This window comes from Aeromonas sp. SE22 (genome assembly GCF_038739755.1).
In the GTDB taxonomy this organism is placed as follows: Bacteria; Pseudomonadota; Gammaproteobacteria; order Enterobacterales; family Aeromonadaceae; genus Aeromonas; species Aeromonas jandaei.
Genome location: NZ_JBCGFD010000005.1, coordinates 96778 through 116430, shown reverse-complemented (window position 1 = coordinate 116430; position 19653 = coordinate 96778). Strand labels below are relative to the sequence as shown.

Annotated in this window: 21 protein-coding genes; 3 read left to right on the top strand and 18 right to left on the bottom strand. The window is 58.1% G+C overall.

Going from position 1 to position 19653, the window contains the following annotated elements; all coding sequences use genetic code 11:
* Positions 1-76: 76 nt before the first annotated feature.
* From ispH to murJ, 6 genes are all read right to left on the bottom strand, one after another.
* On the bottom strand, positions 77-1012 hold the full coding sequence (gene ispH, locus AAHA39_RS11080; protein WP_320655980.1) for a 4-hydroxy-3-methylbut-2-enyl diphosphate reductase: 936 nt from the start codon (positions 1010-1012) through the stop codon (positions 77-79).
* The gene (gene fkpB / locus AAHA39_RS11075; protein ID WP_320655979.1) at positions 1012-1464 is read right to left on the bottom strand and encodes an FKBP-type peptidyl-prolyl cis-trans isomerase; all 453 of its coding nucleotides are present in this window, start codon (positions 1462-1464) and stop codon (positions 1012-1014) included. Before fkpB ends, ispH begins: the two co-directional genes overlap by 1 nt.
* Positions 1461-1958 (bottom strand): signal peptidase II, encoded by a 498-nt coding sequence (gene lspA / locus AAHA39_RS11070; protein ID WP_182927160.1) that lies wholly within the window; start codon positions 1956-1958, stop codon positions 1461-1463. Before lspA ends, fkpB begins: the two co-directional genes overlap by 4 nt.
* The gene (gene ileS, locus AAHA39_RS11065) at positions 1958-4819 is read right to left on the bottom strand and encodes an isoleucine--tRNA ligase (protein WP_320655978.1); all 2862 of its coding nucleotides are present in this window, start codon (positions 4817-4819) and stop codon (positions 1958-1960) included. The genes lspA and ileS overlap by 1 nt, the downstream gene beginning before the upstream one ends.
* Complete coding sequence (gene ribF, locus AAHA39_RS11060; RefSeq protein WP_033114075.1) at positions 4819-5793, bottom strand: bifunctional riboflavin kinase/FAD synthetase; 975 nt, start codon at positions 5791-5793, stop codon at positions 4819-4821. Before ribF ends, ileS begins: the two co-directional genes overlap by 1 nt.
* 141 nt (positions 5794-5934) lie before the next feature.
* A complete protein-coding gene (murJ, locus tag AAHA39_RS11055; RefSeq protein ID WP_182927159.1) occupies positions 5935-7500 on the bottom strand; it encodes a murein biosynthesis integral membrane protein MurJ in 1566 nt (521 codons plus the stop codon).
* Between the two features lie 191 nt (positions 7501-7691).
* Here murJ and rpsT point away from each other — a divergent pair, with 191 nt between their 5' ends.
* Positions 7692-7955, top strand: coding sequence for a 30S ribosomal protein S20 (gene rpsT / locus AAHA39_RS11050; protein ID WP_005308808.1), 264 nt, complete (start codon positions 7692-7694; stop codon positions 7953-7955).
* A 48-nt stretch (positions 7956-8003) separates the two neighbouring features.
* Here rpsT and AAHA39_RS11045 read toward each other — a convergent pair whose 3' ends face one another.
* The 8 genes from AAHA39_RS11045 to rppH form a co-directional block, all read right to left on the bottom strand.
* Entirely contained in the window at positions 8004-8306 is a 303-nt protein-coding gene (locus tag AAHA39_RS11045) for an ArsR/SmtB family transcription factor (RefSeq protein WP_042030738.1), read from the bottom strand.
* A 51-nt stretch (positions 8307-8357) separates the two neighbouring features.
* Positions 8358-9290, bottom strand: coding sequence for a transcriptional activator NhaR (gene nhaR, locus AAHA39_RS11040; protein ID WP_042030739.1), 933 nt, complete (start codon positions 9288-9290; stop codon positions 8358-8360).
* Positions 9277-9684, bottom strand: a complete 408-nt coding sequence (locus AAHA39_RS11035) for a hypothetical protein (RefSeq protein ID WP_156853906.1) — start codon at positions 9682-9684, stop codon at positions 9277-9279. Before AAHA39_RS11035 ends, nhaR begins: the two co-directional genes overlap by 14 nt.
* Complete coding sequence (nhaA, locus tag AAHA39_RS11030; RefSeq protein ID WP_108572341.1) at positions 9681-10871, bottom strand: Na+/H+ antiporter NhaA; 1191 nt, start codon at positions 10869-10871, stop codon at positions 9681-9683. The genes AAHA39_RS11035 and nhaA overlap by 4 nt, the downstream gene beginning before the upstream one ends.
* A 225-nt stretch (positions 10872-11096) precedes the next feature.
* Positions 11097-11891 (bottom strand): thymidylate synthase, encoded by a 795-nt coding sequence (thyA, locus tag AAHA39_RS11025; protein WP_033114069.1) that lies wholly within the window; start codon positions 11889-11891, stop codon positions 11097-11099.
* Positions 11888-12715 carry a prolipoprotein diacylglyceryl transferase gene (lgt, locus tag AAHA39_RS11020; protein ID WP_320655977.1) on the bottom strand — a complete coding sequence of 276 codons (828 nt, stop codon included), beginning with the start codon at positions 12713-12715 and terminating at the stop codon, positions 11888-11890. Before lgt ends, thyA begins: the two co-directional genes overlap by 4 nt.
* A 71-nt stretch (positions 12716-12786) precedes the next feature.
* Positions 12787-15063 carry a phosphoenolpyruvate--protein phosphotransferase gene (gene ptsP / locus AAHA39_RS11015; RefSeq protein WP_071913567.1) on the bottom strand — a complete coding sequence of 759 codons (2277 nt, stop codon included), beginning with the start codon at positions 15061-15063 and terminating at the stop codon, positions 12787-12789.
* Between the two features lie 14 nt (positions 15064-15077).
* A complete protein-coding gene (gene rppH, locus AAHA39_RS11010) occupies positions 15078-15608 on the bottom strand; it encodes an RNA pyrophosphohydrolase (RefSeq protein ID WP_033114066.1) in 531 nt (176 codons plus the stop codon).
* A 732-nt stretch (positions 15609-16340) separates the two neighbouring features.
* Here rppH and mutH point away from each other — a divergent pair.
* Complete coding sequence (mutH, locus tag AAHA39_RS11005; RefSeq protein WP_071913566.1) at positions 16341-17015, top strand: DNA mismatch repair endonuclease MutH; 675 nt, start codon at positions 16341-16343, stop codon at positions 17013-17015.
* 80 nt (positions 17016-17095) lie between these two features.
* Complete coding sequence (locus AAHA39_RS11000; RefSeq protein WP_320655976.1) at positions 17096-17419, top strand: isoamylase early set domain-containing protein; 324 nt, start codon at positions 17096-17098, stop codon at positions 17417-17419.
* A gap of 101 nt (positions 17420-17520) precedes the next feature.
* Here the strand turns inward: AAHA39_RS11000 and rplS are convergent, their stop codons facing one another.
* From rplS to rpsP, 4 genes are read right to left on the bottom strand one after another with little or no spacing between them, the layout of a single operon-like run.
* Positions 17521-17868: a 50S ribosomal protein L19 gene (gene rplS, locus AAHA39_RS10995; RefSeq protein WP_005308701.1), complete on the bottom strand. Its 348-nt coding sequence runs from the start codon at positions 17866-17868 to the stop codon at positions 17521-17523.
* A gap of 32 nt (positions 17869-17900) precedes the next feature.
* Entirely contained in the window at positions 17901-18650 is a 750-nt protein-coding gene (trmD, locus tag AAHA39_RS10990) for a tRNA (guanosine(37)-N1)-methyltransferase TrmD (RefSeq protein WP_005308699.1), read from the bottom strand.
* A 34-nt stretch (positions 18651-18684) separates the two neighbouring features.
* The gene (gene rimM / locus AAHA39_RS10985; protein WP_033114063.1) at positions 18685-19206 is read right to left on the bottom strand and encodes a ribosome maturation factor RimM; all 522 of its coding nucleotides are present in this window, start codon (positions 19204-19206) and stop codon (positions 18685-18687) included.
* A 24-nt stretch (positions 19207-19230) separates the two neighbouring features.
* On the bottom strand, positions 19231-19479 hold the full coding sequence (gene rpsP, locus AAHA39_RS10980; RefSeq protein ID WP_033114062.1) for a 30S ribosomal protein S16: 249 nt from the start codon (positions 19477-19479) through the stop codon (positions 19231-19233).
* Positions 19480-19653 lie beyond the last annotated feature (174 nt).

The following is a 19653-nucleotide window of genomic DNA, read 5'->3' as shown; positions in this document are numbered from 1 at the left end:
TAACGCCGAGCCTGTCACTAGAACAAACCCGGCGTCAATATCATTGCACTTTATTCTTAAGCCTTGCTGGCGTCACTCAGATGATTCTAAGTTCCGGCGGCACTTCAAACACTACGTTCTCTTCACGACCAGGGTGCTCGGCAACCACCTTGCCACCCAGCTCGCGCAGGCGAGTAATGACGGATTGCACCAGCACCTCGGGGGCGGAGGCTCCGGCAGTCACGCCAATAGCCTTGACCCCTGCCAGCCAGCCGGCCTCGATCATGGAGGCGTCGTCGATGAGGTAAGCCTTGGCCCCCACCTTCTCGGCCAGCTCCCGCAGACGGTTGGAGTTGGAGGAGTTACGTGACCCCACCACCAGCATGGCTTCCACCAGCCCCGCCATTTCCCGCACCGCATCCTGACGGTTCTGGGTGGCGTAGCAGATGTCATCCTTGCGCGGCCCCTGAATGTTGGGGAAGTGCTTGCGCAGCGCATCGATCACGTCCGAGGTCTCATCCACGCTCAGGGTGGTCTGGGTGACGAAGCAGAGGTCATCCGGGTTCTTCACCTTGAGTTTGGCCACATCTTCCGGCGTCTCCACCAGATACATGCCACCCTCACGGTTCTCGTACTGACCCATGGTGCCGATCACCTCGGGGTGGCCGGCATGACCGATAAGCACGGCTTCTGAGCCCTTGCGGCTGGCGCGATGGACTTCCATGTGAACCTTGGTCACCAGCGGACAGGTTGCATCGAATACCTTGAGGGCGCGGGACTTGGCCATCTCGCGCACCGCCTTGGAGACACCGTGGGCGGAGAAGATAACGATGCTGTCGTCCGGTACCTCGTCCAGCTCTTCGACGAAGACGGCGCCCGCCTCTTTCAGCTTGTTCACCACGTAACGGTTGTGTACCACTTCGTGACGGACATAGATGGGGGCACCGAACTTCTCCAGCGCACTCTCGACGATGCTGATGGCACGGTCGACACCGGCGCAGAAGCCACGGGGGTTAGCCAGCAGAATATCCATCAGTGAACCTTCTCCTCGTCATCAACCCCCAGGATCTCCACCTCGAAGGTGACGGTGTGACCGGCCAGGGGGTGGTTGAAATCGACCGTGACCGACATCCCTTCCACCGCCCGGATGATCCCCGGCAGCTCGCTGCCGTTGGGCTGGTCGAACAGGATGATGGTGCCGACCTTGGGCTCCACATCGGCGCCAAACTTGGCGCGATCCAGATGGTAGATGTTGTCGGGGTTGGAGAGGCCAAAGGCCTCCTCCGGCGCCAGCGTAAAGCTCTTGCTCTCCCCTTCGCGCAGCCCCAGCAGACACTGCTCGAAGCTTGGCGTCAGACTGCCATCGCCCATCCGCAGACGGGCCGGTTTACCGTGCCGCGCAGTGCTGTCGGCCACCGAGTCATCTTCCAGCTTGATGGTGAAGTGAAACAGCACGCTGCTGTCAGCGGTGATCTGCTGGCTCATGCCTGCTCCTTTTTCTCGCCACGGAAACCATCCAGCACGATCATGGCGGCACCGATGAAGATGAAGCTGTCGGCTAGGTTGAACGCAGGCCAGTGAGCGGTACCCCAGTAGAAATCGAGGAAATCGACCACATGGCCCAGCACCAGTCGATCAAAGACGTTACCGAGGGCGCCACCGATGATGAAGGAGTAGGCGATGCCGCTCCAGTACTGGGTCACCGACTGCTTGCGCAACCAGTGGGTCAGCAATCCACAGATGGCAAAAGCGAGCAGGGCAAAGAACCAGCGCTGCCAGCCCCCCTGATCAGCCAGGAAGCTGAATGCGGCCCCCTTGTTGTAGACGTGAACCAGGTTGAAGAAGGGGGTGATCTCCACCCCCGGGTAACCAAATGGCAGCAACTTGACCACGGCGAGCTTGCTCGCCTGGTCCAGAACAAAGGCCAGCACCGCCAGCCACAGCCAACGCAGGCCGCTTTTATGTTGAGTCATGTTCATCAGGCAAATTGACGCGTTTCGCCGTCACCCTCGACGTTGGTAACGCAGCGGCCACAGATCTCTTCGTGACCCGCGATGGTGCCCACATCTTCTACGTGGTGCCAGCAGCGGTCGCACTTGGCGGCGGCAGACTGGGCCACGCTCAGCCACAGGTCATCGCGCTCGGTCGCCACGGCATCTGCCGGTGCGGCATCGACGCTGACTACCTTGGCCTTGGAGGTGAGCAGCACGAAGCGCAGCTCATCGGCCAGCGCGTTCAGACGCGCAGCCAACTCCGGCTTGGCGAACAGGGTCAGCTCGGCCTGCAGGGAGCCGCCGATGCGCTTCTCGCCACGAGCCACTTCCAGCGCCTTGTTCACTTCACCGCGCACGGTGAGGATCTCGGCCCAGAACTCGTCGTTCAGCACTTCGCCCGCTTCCAAGCCGAACAGGCCATCGTACCACTCCTCGGTGAACACGAACTCGCCACGCTCGCCCGGCAGCAAAGCCCAGATCTCGTCGGCGGTGAAGCTCATGATCGGCGCCATCCAGCGCACCATGGCCTCGGCGATGTGATAGAGGGCGGTCTGGCAGGAGCGACGGGCCAGGCTATCAGCCTTGGCGGTGTACTGACGGTCCTTGATGACATCCAGATAGAAGGAGCCCATCTCGATGGAGCAGAACTGCATCAGCTTCTGGGTTACGCCGTGGAAGTTATACTCGTCGAACGCAGCCACGAGCTCGGCCTGTACCGCTTTGGCGCGGCCCACGGCCCAGCGATCCACCACTACCATGTCGGCAGGCGCCACCATATCGGTCGCCGGATTGAAGCCGTTCAGGTTGGCCAGCAGGAAGCGGGCAGTGTTGCGAATACGACGATAAGCATCGGCAGAGCGCTTGAGGATCTCGTCGGAGACGGTCATCTCGCCGGTGTAGTCAGTGCTCGCTACCCACAGACGCAGGATGTCGGCACCCAGCTTGTTCATTACGTCTTGCGGGCTCACCACGTTGCCGATGGACTTGGACATCTTGCGACCCTGACCATCCACGGTGAAGCCGTGAGTCAGCACCTGGTTGTAGGGAGCCTTGTCTTTCATCGCCACGCCGATCATCAGGGAGGACATGAACCAGCCACGGTGCTGGTCAGAACCTTCCAGATACATGTCGGCCGGCTTGCCGTTGAACTCGGGACGGGCATCGACCACGGAGGCGTGGGTAGAACCGGAGTCAAACCAGACGTCGAGGGTGTCAGGCACTTTCTCGTAGTTGTCGGCATCGGCGCCCAGCAGCTCGGCCTTGTCCAGATCCCACCAGGCCTGGATACCGGACTGCTCGACCCGCTTGGCCACCTCTTCCATCAGGCGGACAGATTCCGGATGCAGTGCCTGAGTCTCCTTGTGAACGAACAGGGAGATGGGCACACCCCAGGTACGCTGACGGGAGATACACCAGTCCGGACGGTTCTCGACCATCGCCTGAATGCGGTTTTTACCCCAGGCCGGCACCCAGCCGCTCTGACCGTGCTGGGCAATGCCGTCCTTCTCGATACGCTCGATCTCTTCCAGCGCGCGCTTGCGCAGACCCTTCTGCTCCATGCTGATGAACCACTGCGGGGTGGCACGGAAGATGATCGGGGTCTTGTGACGCCAGCAGTGCGGATAGGAGTGGTTGAACACCTTGTGGTGCAGCAGGGCGCCACGCTCGGTCAACACCTCGACAACCGCTGCGTTGGCCTTGAATACGTGCTGGCCGGCAAACAGTTCGGTATCCGGCAGATAGACGCCGTTGCTGCCAACCGGGTTGGCCACTTCCAGACCGTACTTCTGACCGACCACAAAGTCTTCCTGACCGTGGCCAGGAGCGGTGTGAACGGCACCGGTACCGGCATCCAGAGTGACGTGATCACCCAGTACCACCGGCACATCGAAGCTGTAGAAGGGGTGGTTGAAGCGCAGCAGCTCAAGAGCCGCACCCTTGGCGTAGCCCAGGTTGTGGTAGTGCTCGATACCGGCGCGATCCATCACGTCCTTGACCAGCTCGGCGGCCAGGATCAGACGCTCGGGGTTCTCCCCTTCAACCTGAACCAGTGCGTAGTCCAGATCGGCGTGCATGGCGATGGCGCGGTTGGCCGGCAGGGTCCACGGGGTAGTGGTCCAGATCACGGCAGAGAGGGTGCCTTTGCCGGTGTGTCCTTCGGCGCAGTCAAACTTTGCGGCAACGGCCGCTTCGTCGACGGCCTTGAAGCGCACGTCGATGGAGGGGGAGTTCTTGTCGTAGTACTCAACCTCGGCTTCAGCCAGCGCGGAGCCGCAATCGGTACACCAGTGCACCGGCTTGGAACCTTTGTGCAGGTGGCCGTTTTCAACAATCTTGGCCATGGAACGGATGATGTTGGCTTCGGTGCCAAAATCCATGGTCAGGTAGGGGTGTTCCCAGTCACCCAGCACGCCCAGACGGATGAAGTCGGTCTTCTGCGCTTCGATCTGGGTCTTGGCGTATTTGCGGCACTCGGCGCGGAATTCGGCAGCGGAAACCTTCTCACCCGGCTTGCCGACCATGCCTTCTACTTTCAGTTCGATAGGCAGACCGTGGCAATCCCAACCCGGCACATAGGGGGAATCGAAGCCAGAGAGGCCCTTGGACTTGATGATGATGTCTTTGAGGATCTTGTTGACCGAGTGACCGATGTGAATGTTGCCGTTCGCATAGGGGGGGCCATCGTGCAGAATGAAAGAAGGCTTGCCCGCTTTGGCGCGGCGAATAGCGCCGTAGAGATCCTGATCGTACCAACGTTTCAGCATGTTGGGTTCGCGCTTGGCCAGATCGCCACGCATCGGAAACTCGGTTTCCGGAAGATTCAGGGTGTGTTTATAGTCGCTCATCAGTCCTGGGTTCCCTTCTTTTCTAAAAGAGTGCTGGGTAAATGAAATTGCGGCAGCCCGAACCAGGCTCGGGCCGCCAGGGCATCTCGTTCGATCTGCTCTTTCAAGGCAGAGAAAGAGTCAAATTTCTGCTCTTCGCGCAGCTTGTGGCGAAGCAGCACCTTGACCTGTTGACCGTAAAGGTCACCAGAAAAATCAAACAGATGTACTTCCAATCTGGCTTGTGTACCGCTCAAGGTCGGCCGTACACCCACATTGGCTACACCGGGGAAGGTCTTGCCGGAACATATCACTTCCACCGCAAACACGCCACCGACCGGGATTACCTGACGCTTGAGGGCCAGATTGGCGGTGGGAAAACCTATGGTGCGCCCCAGCTTGTCGCCGTGGGCCACCCGGCCGCTGATGGCATAAGGACGGCCGAGCATCAGCTCAACCTCCGCCATGCGGCCCGCCTTGAGCGCCTCGCGCACCAACGTGCTGCTGACCCGCTGACGGGATAGCTGGAAGCTCTGGGTGCTGATCACCTCGAAACCGAAGCGCTGGCCCGCCGCCTCCAGCAGGTGGAAGTCCCCTTCCCGCCCCTTGCCGAAGCGAAAATCGTCGCCGACCACCAGATAGCGCACGCCAAGCTTCTCGACCAGCAGCTGCTCGATGAAGGTAGCAGCCGCCTGACTGGCAAAGCGGTGGCTGAAGCGTACGCAGAGCATGCGGTCGATCTGCAACCCCTTGAGCGCTTCATACTTCTCGCGCAAGCGGCTCAGGCGTGCCGGCGCCTCGCTACCGGCAAACAGCTCCAGCGGCTGCGGCTCGAACAGCATGACGCAGGCGGGCAATCCCAGCTGGGCCGCTTTCTCCCTGAGACGTGCCAGTACCGCATGGTGACCCTGATGAACCCCATCAAAGTTGCCAATGGTCAATACACATCCCCGGTGACGGGGCTTGAGATTGTGAATACCGCGAATAAGCTCCATCGCTGCCTTGTGCGTTGCTGCTGTCGAAATCGCCGGATTATATATCAGGCGGCCATCAGGGTCAGCCCTGTTGCGGCCCCGATTTCAGCTCTCGGGGCCGAAATACCAACTCACTTGGCGCCTTCAAGCCTCGGACACGGGTCAATCATCGCGACCCGCTCTCAGATCTTTTGGCCGGATCCCCAGTGCCAGCAGGACTCCGGCATAGATGGCACCGCCCAGCACCAGCAACATGGTCAGCTGCAGGCTCGCCTTGCCCATGCTCCATGCTCCCCATTGGGTCAGATCTGGCGACAGGTAGAGGAGTACGCCCCCCATCAGCAGGCTCGCCGTCAGCAACTTGAGGCAAAAGATCCCGGTATGGCGGGAAGGCCGGTAGACGCTCTGCTGATGGAGTCCCTTGAACAGCAGGGCTGCGTTCAGCGTGCCCGAACAGGCGGTCGAGAGCGCCAGCCCTACGTAACCGAGCGGATAGATGAAGAGGAGGTTGCAGACCATGTTGGCGGCCATAGAGATCATCCCGATCCTCACCGGCGTTTTGGTGTCCTGACGGGCGTAATAACCGGGCGCCAGTACCTTGATCAGCATCAGCGACAGCAAACCGGAGGTGGATGCCAGCAGGCTGGCGCTCGACATGGTCACCTCATGCAAGCCGAACTCGCCGCGCATGAACAATACCCGCAAGATCGGCTCACGCAGCACGGCAATCCCCACCATGGCGGGCAAACCGAGCAGCATCACCATCCGAACACCCCAGTCCATGGTGCGGGAGAAGTCGGCCGGGTCGGCATCCACGTGCTTCTTGGCCAATGCCGGCAGAATGACGGTACTGATGGCGACGCCGAACATGCCGAGCGGGAACTCCAGCAAGCGATCCGAGTAGTAGAGGTAGCTGATGGCACCGGTCGCCAGAAACGAGGCAAGCATGGTGTTGACCAACAGGTTGATCTGGCTGACCGATACCCCGAACAGCGCCGGGATCATCAGGGTTCGGATCTTCACGACCCCCGGATGGTGCCAACCCCACTTGGGCCACACCAGCATGTTGATCTGGCGCAGGAACGGGAACTGGAACAGGAACTGCACCAGACCACCGAGGAATACACCGATGGCCAGCGCCAGCTCGGGATCGTCCAGCCAGGGCGAGATCCACCAGGCGGCGGCGATCATGGTGATGTTGAGGAAGATCGGGGTGAAAGAGGAGACCCCGAAGCGACCGAAAGTATTGAGAATGGCCCCCGCCATGGCGGTAAAAGTGATGAACCAGAGGTAGGGGAAGGTGATTTTGAGCATCAGGCTCGCCATCTCGAACTTCTCGGCGGCCGGCCCGCCATGGAGCCAGTCCCAGAACCAGCCCCAGCCAAACAGGGCGGTCAGCACGCCGGAGCCCAGCACCCCGAGCAGGGTGACCACGGTCACTATCCCCCCGAGAGTCCCCGCCACCGCAGCCAGCAGTTCACGCACTTCACTCTCATCGCCCTTTTTCCGGTACTCGGTCATCACGGGGACAAAGGCCTGGTTGAAGGCACCTTCTGCAAACAGACGACGCAGGAAGTTGGGAATGCGATTGGCAAAGAAGAAGACGTCTGCGGCAACCCCGGCACCGAGCAGATTGGCGATGACCACATCGCGCACCAAGCCCATCACACGGGATGCCAACGTCATTCCGGACACAATAATTCCGGATTTGATCAATTTCTTACTCAAGACGAGGCCTCTGGAACTGTCAGAATGAAAAGAATGCTGCTAGAATCGGCCGACAGTTTAACCGTCTCCCATCTGACACACCACCGGGGGGCGGTGTTTATTTGCACAAATCATTTGACAATATGTGGTTGGGAAGGCATATTTCCGGGCCTTTTCAATACACTCGCTAAGACAGTTTTAGGAGTTTTACCTTGGCTAACATCAAATCTGCTAAGAAGCGCGCTCTTCAGTCAGAGAAACGCCGTCAGCACAACGCCAGCCGTCGTTCCATGACCCGTACCTACCTGAAGAAAGTCATCGCTGCTATCGCCTCTGGCGACAAAGCTGCCGCGACTGCCGCTTTCGCTGTTGCTCAGCCGATCATGGATCGTATGGCGACCAAAGGCCTGATCCACAAGAACAAAGCTGCTCGTCACAAGAGCCGCCTGTCTGCCCAGATCAAAGCTATGGCTTAATCAGCTTCTGCTGATAAAAGCTGAAAAAACCGGCCTAGTGCCGGTTTTTTATTTATCTGCGCTGCAGTAAAGCCGATGCAGCAAGGAGATCATCTCGCGCACCTCGTGGCTGCGCAGCGAATAGTAGACCGTCTGGGCCTCTTTTCGCGTGTTGACCAGCTCATCGCGCCGCAGCAATGCCAGATGCTGTGACAACGCAGACTGGCTCAATCCCAACCGCTCGTTGAGCTCCCCCACCGACAGCTCCCGCTCCAGCAGATGGCACAGGATAAAGAGCCGCCGCTCGTTGGCCAGCGCCTTGAGCAGGGCAACCGCCTGACCCGCACTGGCTTCCATCTCTTCAAGTTGCATCACATCTCTCCTCTGCCACTCATCGCCGATGATACGTGGTGGCGCGCCGTTTTAAAACGACAGGGACGCTGGCTGGATGGCGGAGAAGTTCTCCTCCCCGGCAAAGAGGAAGGTGAAATCACTCTCGCACACCCGTTTTACCGCCGGATGCTGGATCATCCGCTCGGCGAAGATGACGTAGTACTCCTCCATCAGATCCTGGGTCTCGCCCAGCAACATCACCCCCTCCCCCTCGAGGATCTCCTCCCGATAGATGGTGGGGGCCATAAAGATACCCTGATTGAAGAAGCCAAACGCCTTCATCAGTGCCGCATCGTCAAACTCGCCGAGAATGCTGGGAGAGACCCCCTGCTGTTCAAACCACTGGGTAAGCTGGCGTCCCATGGCGGTACGGCGTCCCGGGATTAGCAGCTTGCGCTCTTCAAGACAGGCCGGAAAAGGGAGCGATGGCAGCGGCGCCTTACAGAAGAAGCTGACACCACAGCCACCAAGCCGCTTGGAGAGCAAGCCCGCATGCTGGCTCGAATCCACCGGACAGTCGGAGAGGATCATGTCTAGCTTGTGCTCGCTCAGCTGCTCCAGCAGCAGTTCGTGGGTTGATTCGAAGCAACGCAGGTGGATGGAGCCATCGTTGGGGATGACTGAGAGCAGCACGCGACTGGCAAGGCGCTTGGAGAGGGCATCGGCGATGCCGACATCGAACAGGATCTGGCTCTCCTTGCGGTAGTTGACGATATCGAGCATCTCGTAGGAGAGGCTGAACATCTTGTCGGCGTAGCGAAACACCAGCTGGCCCAGCTCGGTGGCCTCAAGGGTGCGCCCCTTGCGCTTGAGCAACTTGCCGCCCAAACGCTGCTCCAGCAGCTTGATCTGGCCGGTCACCGTCTGCGGGGTCAAAAAAAGGGCTTCTGCCGCCTGAGTGACAGAGCCCTTCTTCTGCGTCATCCAGAAATAGTAGAGATGGTTGTAGTTAAGGTGTGACATCCGATGGGATTCCCGCCTGACGCGGGCTCCGGTAGCAGCTGAGTTCAACCGCCAGAATGTCATACATGTCGCTGACCGAGTCAACCTTGTTCGCGCCGAACTGCGCCATCAGGTCGGCCTTGAGCCGCGCCTTGTCGGGCTGGCGCTCACCGCAGTAGCGCTTGTTGGAACGCTTGACCATCTCCCCTGCCCGGCTGCTCAGCGCCCGCTCGGAGAAGGTCTCGCCAAAGCGGGCCTTGGCCTGCTTGTCCCCCAGCAGCACGGCGCTATCCACCACACCGTTGAGATAGGCAGAGCAGCTTGCCGAAGCGGCATCCTGCCTGCAATCTTCAAACCCGCCCGCCCATGCCAGCGGGCTTAGCAACATTACTGCCAGCCATGCCTGTTTTTTCATAGTCCCTCCGCACTCTGATCCCCGTCACACTTGGGAAGAGCCAATCGCAAGGCCAGATAACCGACTACCGCCGCCAAGGTGGAGCCCACCAGAATACCGAGGCGAGAGTAGCTGCCGTAATCCAGCCCACCATGCTCGAATGCCAGCGATGCGATAAACATCGACATGGTGAAACCAATGCCACAGAGGATGCTGACCGCAAAGATCTGCTTGAAGTTGACTCCCGGTGGCAACTGCGCCACACCCAGCTTGACCGACAGCCAGCTGATGGTGAATACCCCGAGCGGCTTGCCGATAAACAGCCCCAACATAATGCCCATGGGCACCGGGCTCAGCAGGGATGAGAGACCGATCCCCTCCAGCGATACCCCCGCATTGGCAAAGGCAAACAGCGGCAGGATCAGGTAGGCACTCCAGGGGTGCAGGGCATGCTCCAGATGCTTGAGCGGCGAGGCATAGCGCTTGCCGTTAAGCGGGATCATGAAACCAACCACCACGCCAGCCAGGGTCGCATGGACACCGGATTTCAGCACAGCCACCCAGAGCACCAGACCGACCAGCATGTAGAGGCTGATCCGATCCTCGCCGCGGCGGTTCATCCAGAAAAGCGTCAGGGTCGCCAGAATACCGACCGTCAATGCCGCCAGCGACAGTTGCTGGGTGTAGAACAGCGCGATGATGATGATGACACCCAGATCATCCATGATGGCCAGCGCCAGCAGGAATACCTTGAGGCTCACCGGCACCCGCTTGCCGAGCAGCGCCATCACCCCGAGAGCAAAGGCAATATCGGTCGCGGCAGGAATCGCCCAACCAGCGCGCGCCACTTCATCCGAGTAGTTGAAGAAGGCGTAGATCAGGGCTGGAGCCAGCATACCGCCCACCGCAGCGATGGCCGGAAAGGTCGCCTGCACCCGGGAAGAGAGCGCCCCTTCCAGCATCTCGCGCTTCACTTCGAGCCCGACCAGCAGGAAGAAGATCGCCATGAAGCCATCGTTGATCCAGAGCAGCAATGGCTTGTTGATATCCAGTGCTGCAATGCGTACCTGCACCGGCGTATCGAGGAAGGCCTGGTAGCTGCCAGAGAGGCCGGAATTGGCCAATATCATTGCCAGCATGGCCGCCATGATCAGAATAATTCCGGAGGCGGCCTCCAGCTTCAGGAACTTTTTGATTACGTCGCTCATGGTTAAAATATCCACAAAATTACTTTACGTTGAGTCTATAACCGATAACAACTCTTGGAAAATCGTTTCTTACTGCTCAATACAACGAAAAAACCGAAGTAAAACCAAAACAGCTCCGCCAAAGGCATCTTTTATAGCGGTGTAACCAGTTCTCGATTTTCAATCATAAAAATGAATATCTAACTGTTTTTAAGCATAAAAAAGGCGCCTTGGGGCGCCTTACAATCAGATGGCGACGGGCGCCTTGATGCCGGGATGGGGGTCGTAACCCTCTATCTCGAAATCCTCGAACTTGTAATCGAAGATCGAGTCCGGCTTGCGCTTGATCACCAGGGTCGGCAGCGGACGCGGCTCACGAGTGAGCTGCAGTGCAGTCTGCTCCATGTGGTTGGAGTAGAGGTGCACATCGCCGCCGGTCCAGACAAAGTCGCCCACTTCCAGACCACACTGCTGGGCCATCATATGGGTCAGCAAAGCATAGCTGGCAATGTTGAACGGCAAGCCGAGGAACACGTCACAGCTACGCTGGTAGAGCTGGCAGGAGAGCTTGCCGTCCGCCACGTAGAACTGGAAGAAGGCATGGCAGGGAGCCAGCGCCATCTTGTCCAGCTCGCCCACGTTCCAGGCGGAGACGATGATGCGGCGCGAATCCGGGTTGTGCTTGATGTCATCCACCGCTTTCTGGATCTGATCCACCACGCCACCGTCGGCGGTCGGCCAGGAGCGCCACTGGGCGCCATAAACCGGCCCCAGATCGCCATTCTCGTCGGCCCACTCATCCCATATGCTGACGCCGTTCTCTTTCAGATAGGCGGTGTTGGTGTCGCCGTTGAGGAACCAGAGCAGCTCGTGAATGATGGAGCGCAGGTGGCACTTCTTGGTTGTCACCAGCGGAAAACCCTCCGCCAGATTGAAGCGCATCTGATGACCAAACAGAGAGACGGTACCGGTGCCGGTGCGATCGGACTTGACGGTCCCCTCGTCCAGGATCTTCTGCATCAGGTCGAGATAGGCTCTCATTGCTTTGCCTCCTTCACGGCGTTACCGAACAGCTGCGGGCGCTTGTAGGCAACCCAAATCATCAGGGCACCGATGAAGATCATCGGGGTGGAGAGGATCTGGCCCATGCTGATCTCGTTGAAATAGAGGCCCAGCTGGCTGTCTGGCTGGCGGAGAAACTCCACCAGGAAGCGGAACAGGCCGTAGAACAGCAGGAACATGCCGGAGATGGCACCGCGCGGCGGGTTCTTGCGCCAGAACAGGTTGAGGATGATGAACAGCACCACCCCTTCCAGCGCGAACTGGTAGAGCTGGGAGGGATGACGCGGCTCGGGGCCGGCCTCCGGGAAGATGATGGCCCAGGGCACATCGGTGATCCGGCCCCACAACTCGCCGTTGAGGAAGTTGCCGATACGGCCGACGCCGAGGCCAAACGGAATGAGCGGTGCCACAAAGTCGGCCACGGTGAAGAAGTGGCGCTTGGTCTTGTGGGCAAACCAGATCATGGCAGTGATGACCCCGATCAGACCGCCGTGGAACGACATGCCGCCGGTCCAGATCTTGAACAGGTAGGTCGGATCCGCGAGGAAGAGATCGAAGTTGTAGAAAAGTACGTAACCGACACGGCCACCGAGGATCACCCCGAGGAAGCCGTAGAAGAGCAGGTCAGAGACCTCGTTGCGTGTCCAGCCGCTGTTCGGCGCATCGGCGCGACGGCCAGCCAGCCACATGGCAAACGCAAAACCGAACAGGTACATGAGACCATACCAGCGTACCGATAGTGGTCCCAAACTGAATGCTACGGGATCAATCTGCGAGAAAACCCAATATCCATCGTGCTGCATAAGCGGCCCCAGTCATAAGAAAAGCCGCATTTTCCGATCATTCGCCAGCAGGGACAAGGCATGTTTATCAATCAACCGATTTTCGGTTTGTGACCCGCGCGCAGCAAGCCCCCCAAACCATGCTCTTCCAGATAGCGGGCAAACAGACCGCGCAGCACGTGGGGATTGTCGTGCTTGAGGCCATCGGCCAGCAGCTCGGTCAGCTCGCTCAGGGTCGATTGACGCAGCACGTACTTGATCCGGGCGATGTTGTGGGTGTTCATACTGAAGCGGCGATAGCCCATGGCCAGCAACAGCAGCACACCGACCGGATCGCCAGCCAGCTCGCCACAGACCGAGACCGGCTTCTGATAGCGGTTAGAGGCATCGACCAGCAGTTGCAACGCGCGGATCACCGCAGGATGGAACGCATCGTAGATGTTGGCGACGCGGGAATTGTTGCGATCCACCGCCAGCAGGTACTGGGTCAGATCGTTGCTGCCCACCGACCAGAAGTCGATGAGCGGCGCCATCTCCGGCAGGATGTAGAGAGCGGAAGGCACCTCGATCATCACCCCGAGGCTGGGATAACGGATCTCGGCATTGCGGCTGGCAGCCTCTTCCGATACTTCGCGCCACGCCTGATCCAGCAGACGGCGGGACGCCTTGATTTCACTGACACTGCTGATCATCGGCAGCATGATGGCCAGATTGTCGAGCCCTTCGCTGGCCCGCAACATCGCCTTGAGCTGCACCAGAAACAGTTCGGGGTGATCCAGGGTGAGCCGGATCCCCCGCCAGCCAAGGAAGGGATTTTCCTCGACGATGGGGAAATAGGGCAGCTGCTTGTCACCGCCCACATCCAGCGTCCGCATGCAGACCGGGCGGTTGCGATAGGTCTCGAGAATGCCGCGATAGCGGGCAGTCTGCTCCCACTCGGAGGGGAAGCTGTCCTGCAGCATGAAGGGGATCTCGGTGCGATAGAGGCCCACCCCGTCCGCCAGATGATTGAGAGAGATCTCGGTATCGGCGCTGAGCCCTGCGTTAAGCAGCAGGGAGACCTTGGTACCGTCCGCCGTCTCCGAAGGCTGGTTGTCGACGCTGCGCACCAGACTGTCGAGTGCCCGCTCTTCGCTCAGCAACTGGCGATACTCGGTCAGGATCACCTGATTGGGTTCGATGAAGAGATCACCGCTATAGCCATCGACAACCAGCATGCGGCCACCGATATCACCGAGCGGCAGATCCACCCCCATGATGGCAGCCACCCCCATGGCGCGGGCCAAGATGGCGGCGTGGGAGTTGGTGCCCCCCTTGAGCGAGACCACCCCGGTCAGGTATTCGCGGGGGACTTCCGCCAGAATGGTGGCAGTCACCTCATCGGCGACCAGCACCACGGGCTCACCGATGGAAATATGTTCCGGCTCGTTCTGCACCAGGCGACTGATGAGGCGCTGGGCGATATCCTTCACATCGGTGGATCGCTCCTGCAGGTAGGGATCCTTCATCCCCTTGAACTGCTCGATGAGGCGATCGCTGACCAGCTTGACGGCGGAGACCGCGGTCCAGTGCTCCTTGCTCACCTTGTTGCGGATCGGCTTGATATAGCCGGGATCGGCGAGCAAATGGAGATAGATGTCGAAGATGGCGACAGAATCTTCGCTGTAACTCTCGCGAAAGCGCAGCGCCAGGCTCTCCAGATCGTGACGAACCTCTTCTACCGCCAACTCCAGCCGTTCCAGCTGGCCGGCATGATCCTCATCCTTGCGCGGAGTGATGGAAGAGAGCGCCTTGCGCGGCCGCCACACCCAGGCCTTGGCCATAGCAATACCGCTGGCACCGGCAATACCGCGCAGCGGCTTGCTCCAGTCGGTCTTCTGCAACCATCCCTTGGCCTGTGCCTGAGCGATATGCGCTGCCAGCTGGGCCGCCAACGTGACCATGAAGGACTCTTCCCCCTCATCGAAACGGCGGCTCTCTTTTTGCTGCACCACCAGAATGCCGACCACCTGACGCTGGTGCATGATGGGGGCGCCCAGAAATGAGCGGAACGCCTCTTCGGCGACATCGGGCAGGAATTTAAAGCTGGGGTGCGCAGGTGCATCGGCCAGGTTGATCAGCTCTTCCCGCTGGCCGACCAGACCGACGATACCCTGCTCGAAGGGCAGAGTGACCTTGCCGACTGCCGAAGGGGCAAGACCATCGGTCGCCGCCAGCCGGTAGCGGCGCATCTCGGGTTCCGAAACGTAGACAGAGCAGCAGTCCACCACCATGGCGTGCCGGGTCTGGCTCACCAGTGCCTGCAAGGCCTGTTCCAGGGTGTTGGCCCCGGCCATGCTCTCGACGATACGTCTCAGTTCCGTTAACAACTAATCTGTGCTCCTTAGCGAGCGCGGTTGCGCCGCCCATCCTTCTTGTTGACCTGCTGCACTGCCGGCGCCGGCATCGCCAGCGGAGCAAACTCCTTCATAACCCGGCGGTAAACCTCCCGCTTGAACGAGACGACCTGGCGTACCGGGTACCAGAAGCTGACCCAGCGCCAGTCGTCAAATTCGGGATGACCATGACAACCGAACTGGATCCGCGACTCTCGGCCCGAATTGAGCTGCAACAGGAACCATTTTTGTTTTTGGCCAATACAGACCGGTGAACTGTCCCAGCGGACAAGACGTTTGGGTAAACGGTATTTAAGCCAGTTACGACTGGTGGCCATGATGGTCACATCTTCGGGCTTGAGGCCTATCTCCTCATACAGCTCGCGATACATGGCCTGTTCCGGCGTTTCACCATCATCAACTCCCCCCTGCGGAAACTGCCAGGAGTGCTGCCCATAGCGTTTAGCCCACAACACCTGTCCTTCACGGTTACAGATCACGATACCGACATTGGGACGAAATCCGTCGCCATCAATCACGTGATCACCTTATAAAGGCTGAATCTATAAAGAGATTGTTCCACATTCACTTCGTGGCAGCAAACAAGGAGTGACTCCCGGCGTTCATGAATAACTTTCAATTTCACACATACTTATAAACAAACGGGAAGATCTGCTCTACCAAGTTGCCCACCCAGACTGTGCATAAGCCTGTGAGCAAGCTGGTATATACAGTACTTTTTAACTGTAAGTGAAGAACAGACTATCACCTCGCAGATCAGAGTTAAAACTAATTTTTATTTATTATACATACAGTTAAATGCAAGCAACTGGATCTGGATCCATGGTTTTGCTCACGCAGGATCCGCGACGACGATTGTGAACAAGTTCTACTGTTCAAAGATCCACCAAGGCCAAATTATCCACAGGAGTGGCACAATATCTGCCCTGTTTCCTCGATGAAAATGGGGTCGGATTCACAATTTTTTGTAACATATCAGATACTCCTCCCACTTTATGCCACTTATCCAAGATTTCTGTGGATAACTGTGTGTAACATCCTCCTCAAACCCTTGGACAACTATTTCGGACCCGGATCGGCTGAATATCCTTGCTCGATAAAAAAGACAAATTTCTTTAAAATCATAATCATAAGACCTACATAGCCGAATTATCCCCATTTACCCTTATCTACTCAGGATCGGTTATAAAAACAGCGATCCTCCCGGGATCCTGCCCTGTTAGAATAGGTCGAGCAATATGGAGCCAAACATGCCAAACAATCCCCAATCCGAACAGGAGTTGCTGAGCCGTGCCTACGCCATGGCAGGCTTCACGCTGGCGCAGCTGGCCGCCGAAGCAGGTGTGGCGGTACCCAGAGATCTGCGCCGGGACAAAGGGTGGGTGGGCCAGTTGATCGAGCTGCAGCTGGGGGCCAGTGCTGGCAGCAAGCCGGAGCAGGACTTTCCGGATCTCGGGATCGAGCTCAAGACGATCCCGGTCGATCCTCAGGGCCGACCGCTGGAAACCACCTTTGTCTGCGTCGCGCCGCTGATCGGTGTCAGCGGTCAGCGCTGGGAGGAGTCCAACGTGCGCAACAAGCTGTCACGAGTGCTCTGGATCCCGGTGGAAGGCAGCCGCGAGATCCCGGTTGGCGAGCGGCGGGTGGGGATGCCGCTGATGTGGAGCCCCAGCGAGGAGGAAGATCAGCTGCTGCGCCAGGACTGGGAAGAGCTGATGGACATGATAGTGCTGGGAGAGGTGGAGCAGATCAGCGCACGCCACGGCCAGGTGATGCAGCTGCGCCCCAAGGCCGCCAACAACAAGGCGCTGACTCGCGCCATCGGTCGAGATGGTCAACCCATTATGACCCTGCCCCGCGGCTTTTATCTCAAGATCGATTTCACCCACAGCCTGCTGCAACGCTATTTTGCCCTGCCAGTTTGATCTGCTTTATCAACATCTTTGTCATAAGGTGGTATAAAAATAGGCAGGAGCCATTTTTAACTCACAGACAAGGAGGCGTCATGCCACTTACCAAGCAGTTTCTCAAGTCCAAACCAGAGGTGAAGGTGACCTTCGCCGTCGAGAAAGAGGCCGCAGCAGGCGCGCAGCAGGTGATGCTGATCGGCGAGTTCACCCAGTGGCAACCGGTCGAACTGAAGCGCATGAAGAACGGTGAGTTCAAGGCCACCCTAAACCTGCCGACCGACGGGCCGGAGAGTTTCGAGTATTGCTACCAGTTCATCACTCCGGAGGGAGAGACCCTTTACGAGAATGACTGGCAAGCCGATGCCTACGTACCCAGCCCCTATGGTCGTGACAACTCGGTGATACGCGTCAGCCAGTAACCTGTGACCGTATCCCGGATACAAAAAAGGCTCGCCATTGGCGAGCCTTTTCACTACCTGTCGAGCTTTTCGCCGACATATCGACACCAATTCGAATCGAATTAGTTGAGCTTCTCTTTGATACGAGCAGCTTTACCGGACAGGTTGCGCAGGTAGTACAGTTTGGCGCGGCGAACATCACCACGACGCTTCAGTTCTACACTGTGGATCAGCGGAGAGTGAGTCTGGAATACACGCTCAACACCTTCGCCGTTGGAGATCTTGCGAACGGTGAAAGCAGAGTGCAGACCGCGGTTACGCTTGGCAATTACGATGCCTTCGAAAGCCTGCAGACGCTCTTTACCACCTTCTTTAACACGAACTTGAACACGTACAGTGTCGCCCTGGGCAAAAGCCGGGATGTCGGTACGCATTTGCTCTTGTTCAAGCTGCTGAATAATCTTGCTCATTGTCTTTCCTTACCTAGGATAAACTGAAAACTCTACTTAACGCTGTCACGCACTTCGCGGACATACTCGGCAAGAAGTGATTCTTGCTCGTCAGTCAGAGCTAGGTTGTTAATAAGTTCCGGCCTTCTTTGCCAGGTTCGTCCGAGCGATTGCTTGAGACGCCAGCGTCGAATCACTTCGTGATTGCCGCTTGTCAGCGCCTCGGGCACCGCCAGCCCATCCAACACCTCCGGCCGAGTATAGTGGGGATGATCCAGCAAGCCATCCGTAAAGGAGTCCTGCTCGGCACTGGCCTGATCACCCAAGACCCCTGGAACCAGACGCGAAACCGCATCGATCAGGGTCATGGCAGGCAACTCGCCACCACTTAACACGTAATCCCCGATAGACCACTCTTCGTCGACTTCGGTTTGTATCACGCGTTCATCGATACCTTCGTATCGACCGGCTACCAGAATCAGTTTCTGATTCGTCGCCAACTCGGTTACGCCCGCTTGAGTCAGCTTGCGTCCCTGAGGGGAGAGATAGATGACTTTCGCCCCGTCTCCCGCCGCTTGCTTGGCTGCATGAATCGCGTCACGCAGCGGCTGAACCATCATTAACATGCCGGGCCCACCACCATAAGGACGATCATCGACCGTACGGTGTTTGTCGTGGGTAAAGTCCCGGGGGTTCCAGCACTCAATCTGCAGCAGGCCACTCTTGACGGCCCGACCCGTTACCCCGTGCTCGGTAATGGCTCGGAACATTTCAGGGAAGAGGCTAATCACCCCAATCCACATAAGAAACCTCCGGCACTCGTGTTACCGCGGGAAACTAGAAACCAGGATCCCAATCAACTTCGATTGTTCGAGCAGTCAGATCAATATTCTTGATCACCTGCTCTTCCAGGAACGGAATCAACCGCTCCTTTGCACCAAAGGCATCTTTTACATTGGCCTCAACCACCAACACATCGTTGGAGCCGGTTTCCATCAATTCGGTCACCTTGCCCAGGTCGTATCCCTTGGTGGTTACTACCGAGCAACCAATCAGGTCACGCCAGTAGAACTCGCCCTCGGGCAACGCAGGCAACAGATCGGCGGCTACACCAATCTCGACATTGGTCAATGCCAGGGCATCCTCGCGCACATCGATACCATCGAGTTTGCAGATCAGACCCTTGTTATGACGTTTCCAGGATGAGACCCGAATTTCACGCCACGCCCCGTTCTGATTAATCAGCCAGGGGTTGTAATCGAAAATCGCTTCGGCAACATCGGTGAAGGAGTTCACTTTAAGCCACCCCTTGATGCCGTATACGGTACCCAGGGTGCCCAGAACTACAGGTTTTTCCACCTTAACTCCTTACCGTTTGACTGATTAAGCAGCTTTGGCAGCGTCTTTGATCAGCTTGGCAACGCGCTCAGAAACAGCGGCACCAGTAGCAACCCAATGCTCGATACGAGCCAGGTCCAGGTTCAGCTTTTCAGCTTGACCAGCAGCAACCGGGTTGAAGAAACCAACGCGCTCGATGAAACGACCGTCGCGGGCGTTACGGCTGTCAGCAACTACTACCTGGTAGAACGGACGCTTTTTCGCGCCACCACGTTGTAAACGAATGGTTACCATATCGTCCTCATTAACATCTAATGAACAAGGCCCGCAAACACGCGGACCCTAGCTTAAAATAAGCCGCATAATTCTACTTGGATTCGTAATAAATGCAACCAAGCCAGCCATTTTTTGCGCAGAGCAGCAATGAAAAGGGTCTGCCGGTGGCAGACCCTCATGCAATACGTCAGT

Bases quoted from the DNA above. Each gene is read 5' to 3' on its own strand.
- lspA (WP_182927160.1), bottom strand. From the start codon at position 1,958: ATGAACATGACTCAACATAAAAGCGGCCTGCGTTGGCTGTGGCTGGCG.
- nhaR (WP_042030739.1), bottom strand. From the start codon at position 9,290: ATGTCACACCTTAACTACAACCATCTCTACTATTTCTGGATGACGCAG.
- AAHA39_RS11045 (WP_042030738.1), bottom strand. From the start codon at position 8,306: ATGCAACTTGAAGAGATGGAAGCCAGTGCGGGTCAGGCGGTTGCCCTG.
- ileS (WP_320655978.1), bottom strand. From the start codon at position 4,819: ATGAGCGACTATAAACACACCCTGAATCTTCCGGAAACCGAGTTTCCG.
- rplS (WP_005308701.1), bottom strand. From the start codon at position 17,868: ATGAGCAAGATTATTCAGCAGCTTGAACAAGAGCAAATGCGTACCGAC.
- AAHA39_RS11000 (WP_320655976.1), top strand. From the start codon at position 17,096: ATGCCACTTACCAAGCAGTTTCTCAAGTCCAAACCAGAGGTGAAGGTG.
- rpsP (WP_033114062.1), bottom strand. From the start codon at position 19,479: ATGGTAACCATTCGTTTACAACGTGGTGGCGCGAAAAAGCGTCCGTTC.
- lgt (WP_320655977.1), bottom strand. From the start codon at position 12,715: ATGCAGCACGATGGATATTGGGTTTTCTCGCAGATTGATCCCGTAGCA.
- thyA (WP_033114069.1), bottom strand. From the start codon at position 11,891: ATGAGAGCCTATCTCGACCTGATGCAGAAGATCCTGGACGAGGGGACC.
- fkpB (WP_320655979.1), bottom strand. From the start codon at position 1,464: ATGAGCCAGCAGATCACCGCTGACAGCAGCGTGCTGTTTCACTTCACC.
- nhaA (WP_108572341.1), bottom strand. From the start codon at position 10,871: ATGAGCGACGTAATCAAAAAGTTCCTGAAGCTGGAGGCCGCCTCCGGA.
- AAHA39_RS11035 (WP_156853906.1), bottom strand. From the start codon at position 9,684: ATGAAAAAACAGGCATGGCTGGCAGTAATGTTGCTAAGCCCGCTGGCA.
- mutH (WP_071913566.1), top strand. From the start codon at position 16,341: ATGCCAAACAATCCCCAATCCGAACAGGAGTTGCTGAGCCGTGCCTAC.
- trmD (WP_005308699.1), bottom strand. From the start codon at position 18,650: ATGTGGATTGGGGTGATTAGCCTCTTCCCTGAAATGTTCCGAGCCATT.
- ribF (WP_033114075.1), bottom strand. From the start codon at position 5,793: ATGGAGCTTATTCGCGGTATTCACAATCTCAAGCCCCGTCACCGGGGA.
- ispH (WP_320655980.1), bottom strand. From the start codon at position 1,012: ATGGATATTCTGCTGGCTAACCCCCGTGGCTTCTGCGCCGGTGTCGAC.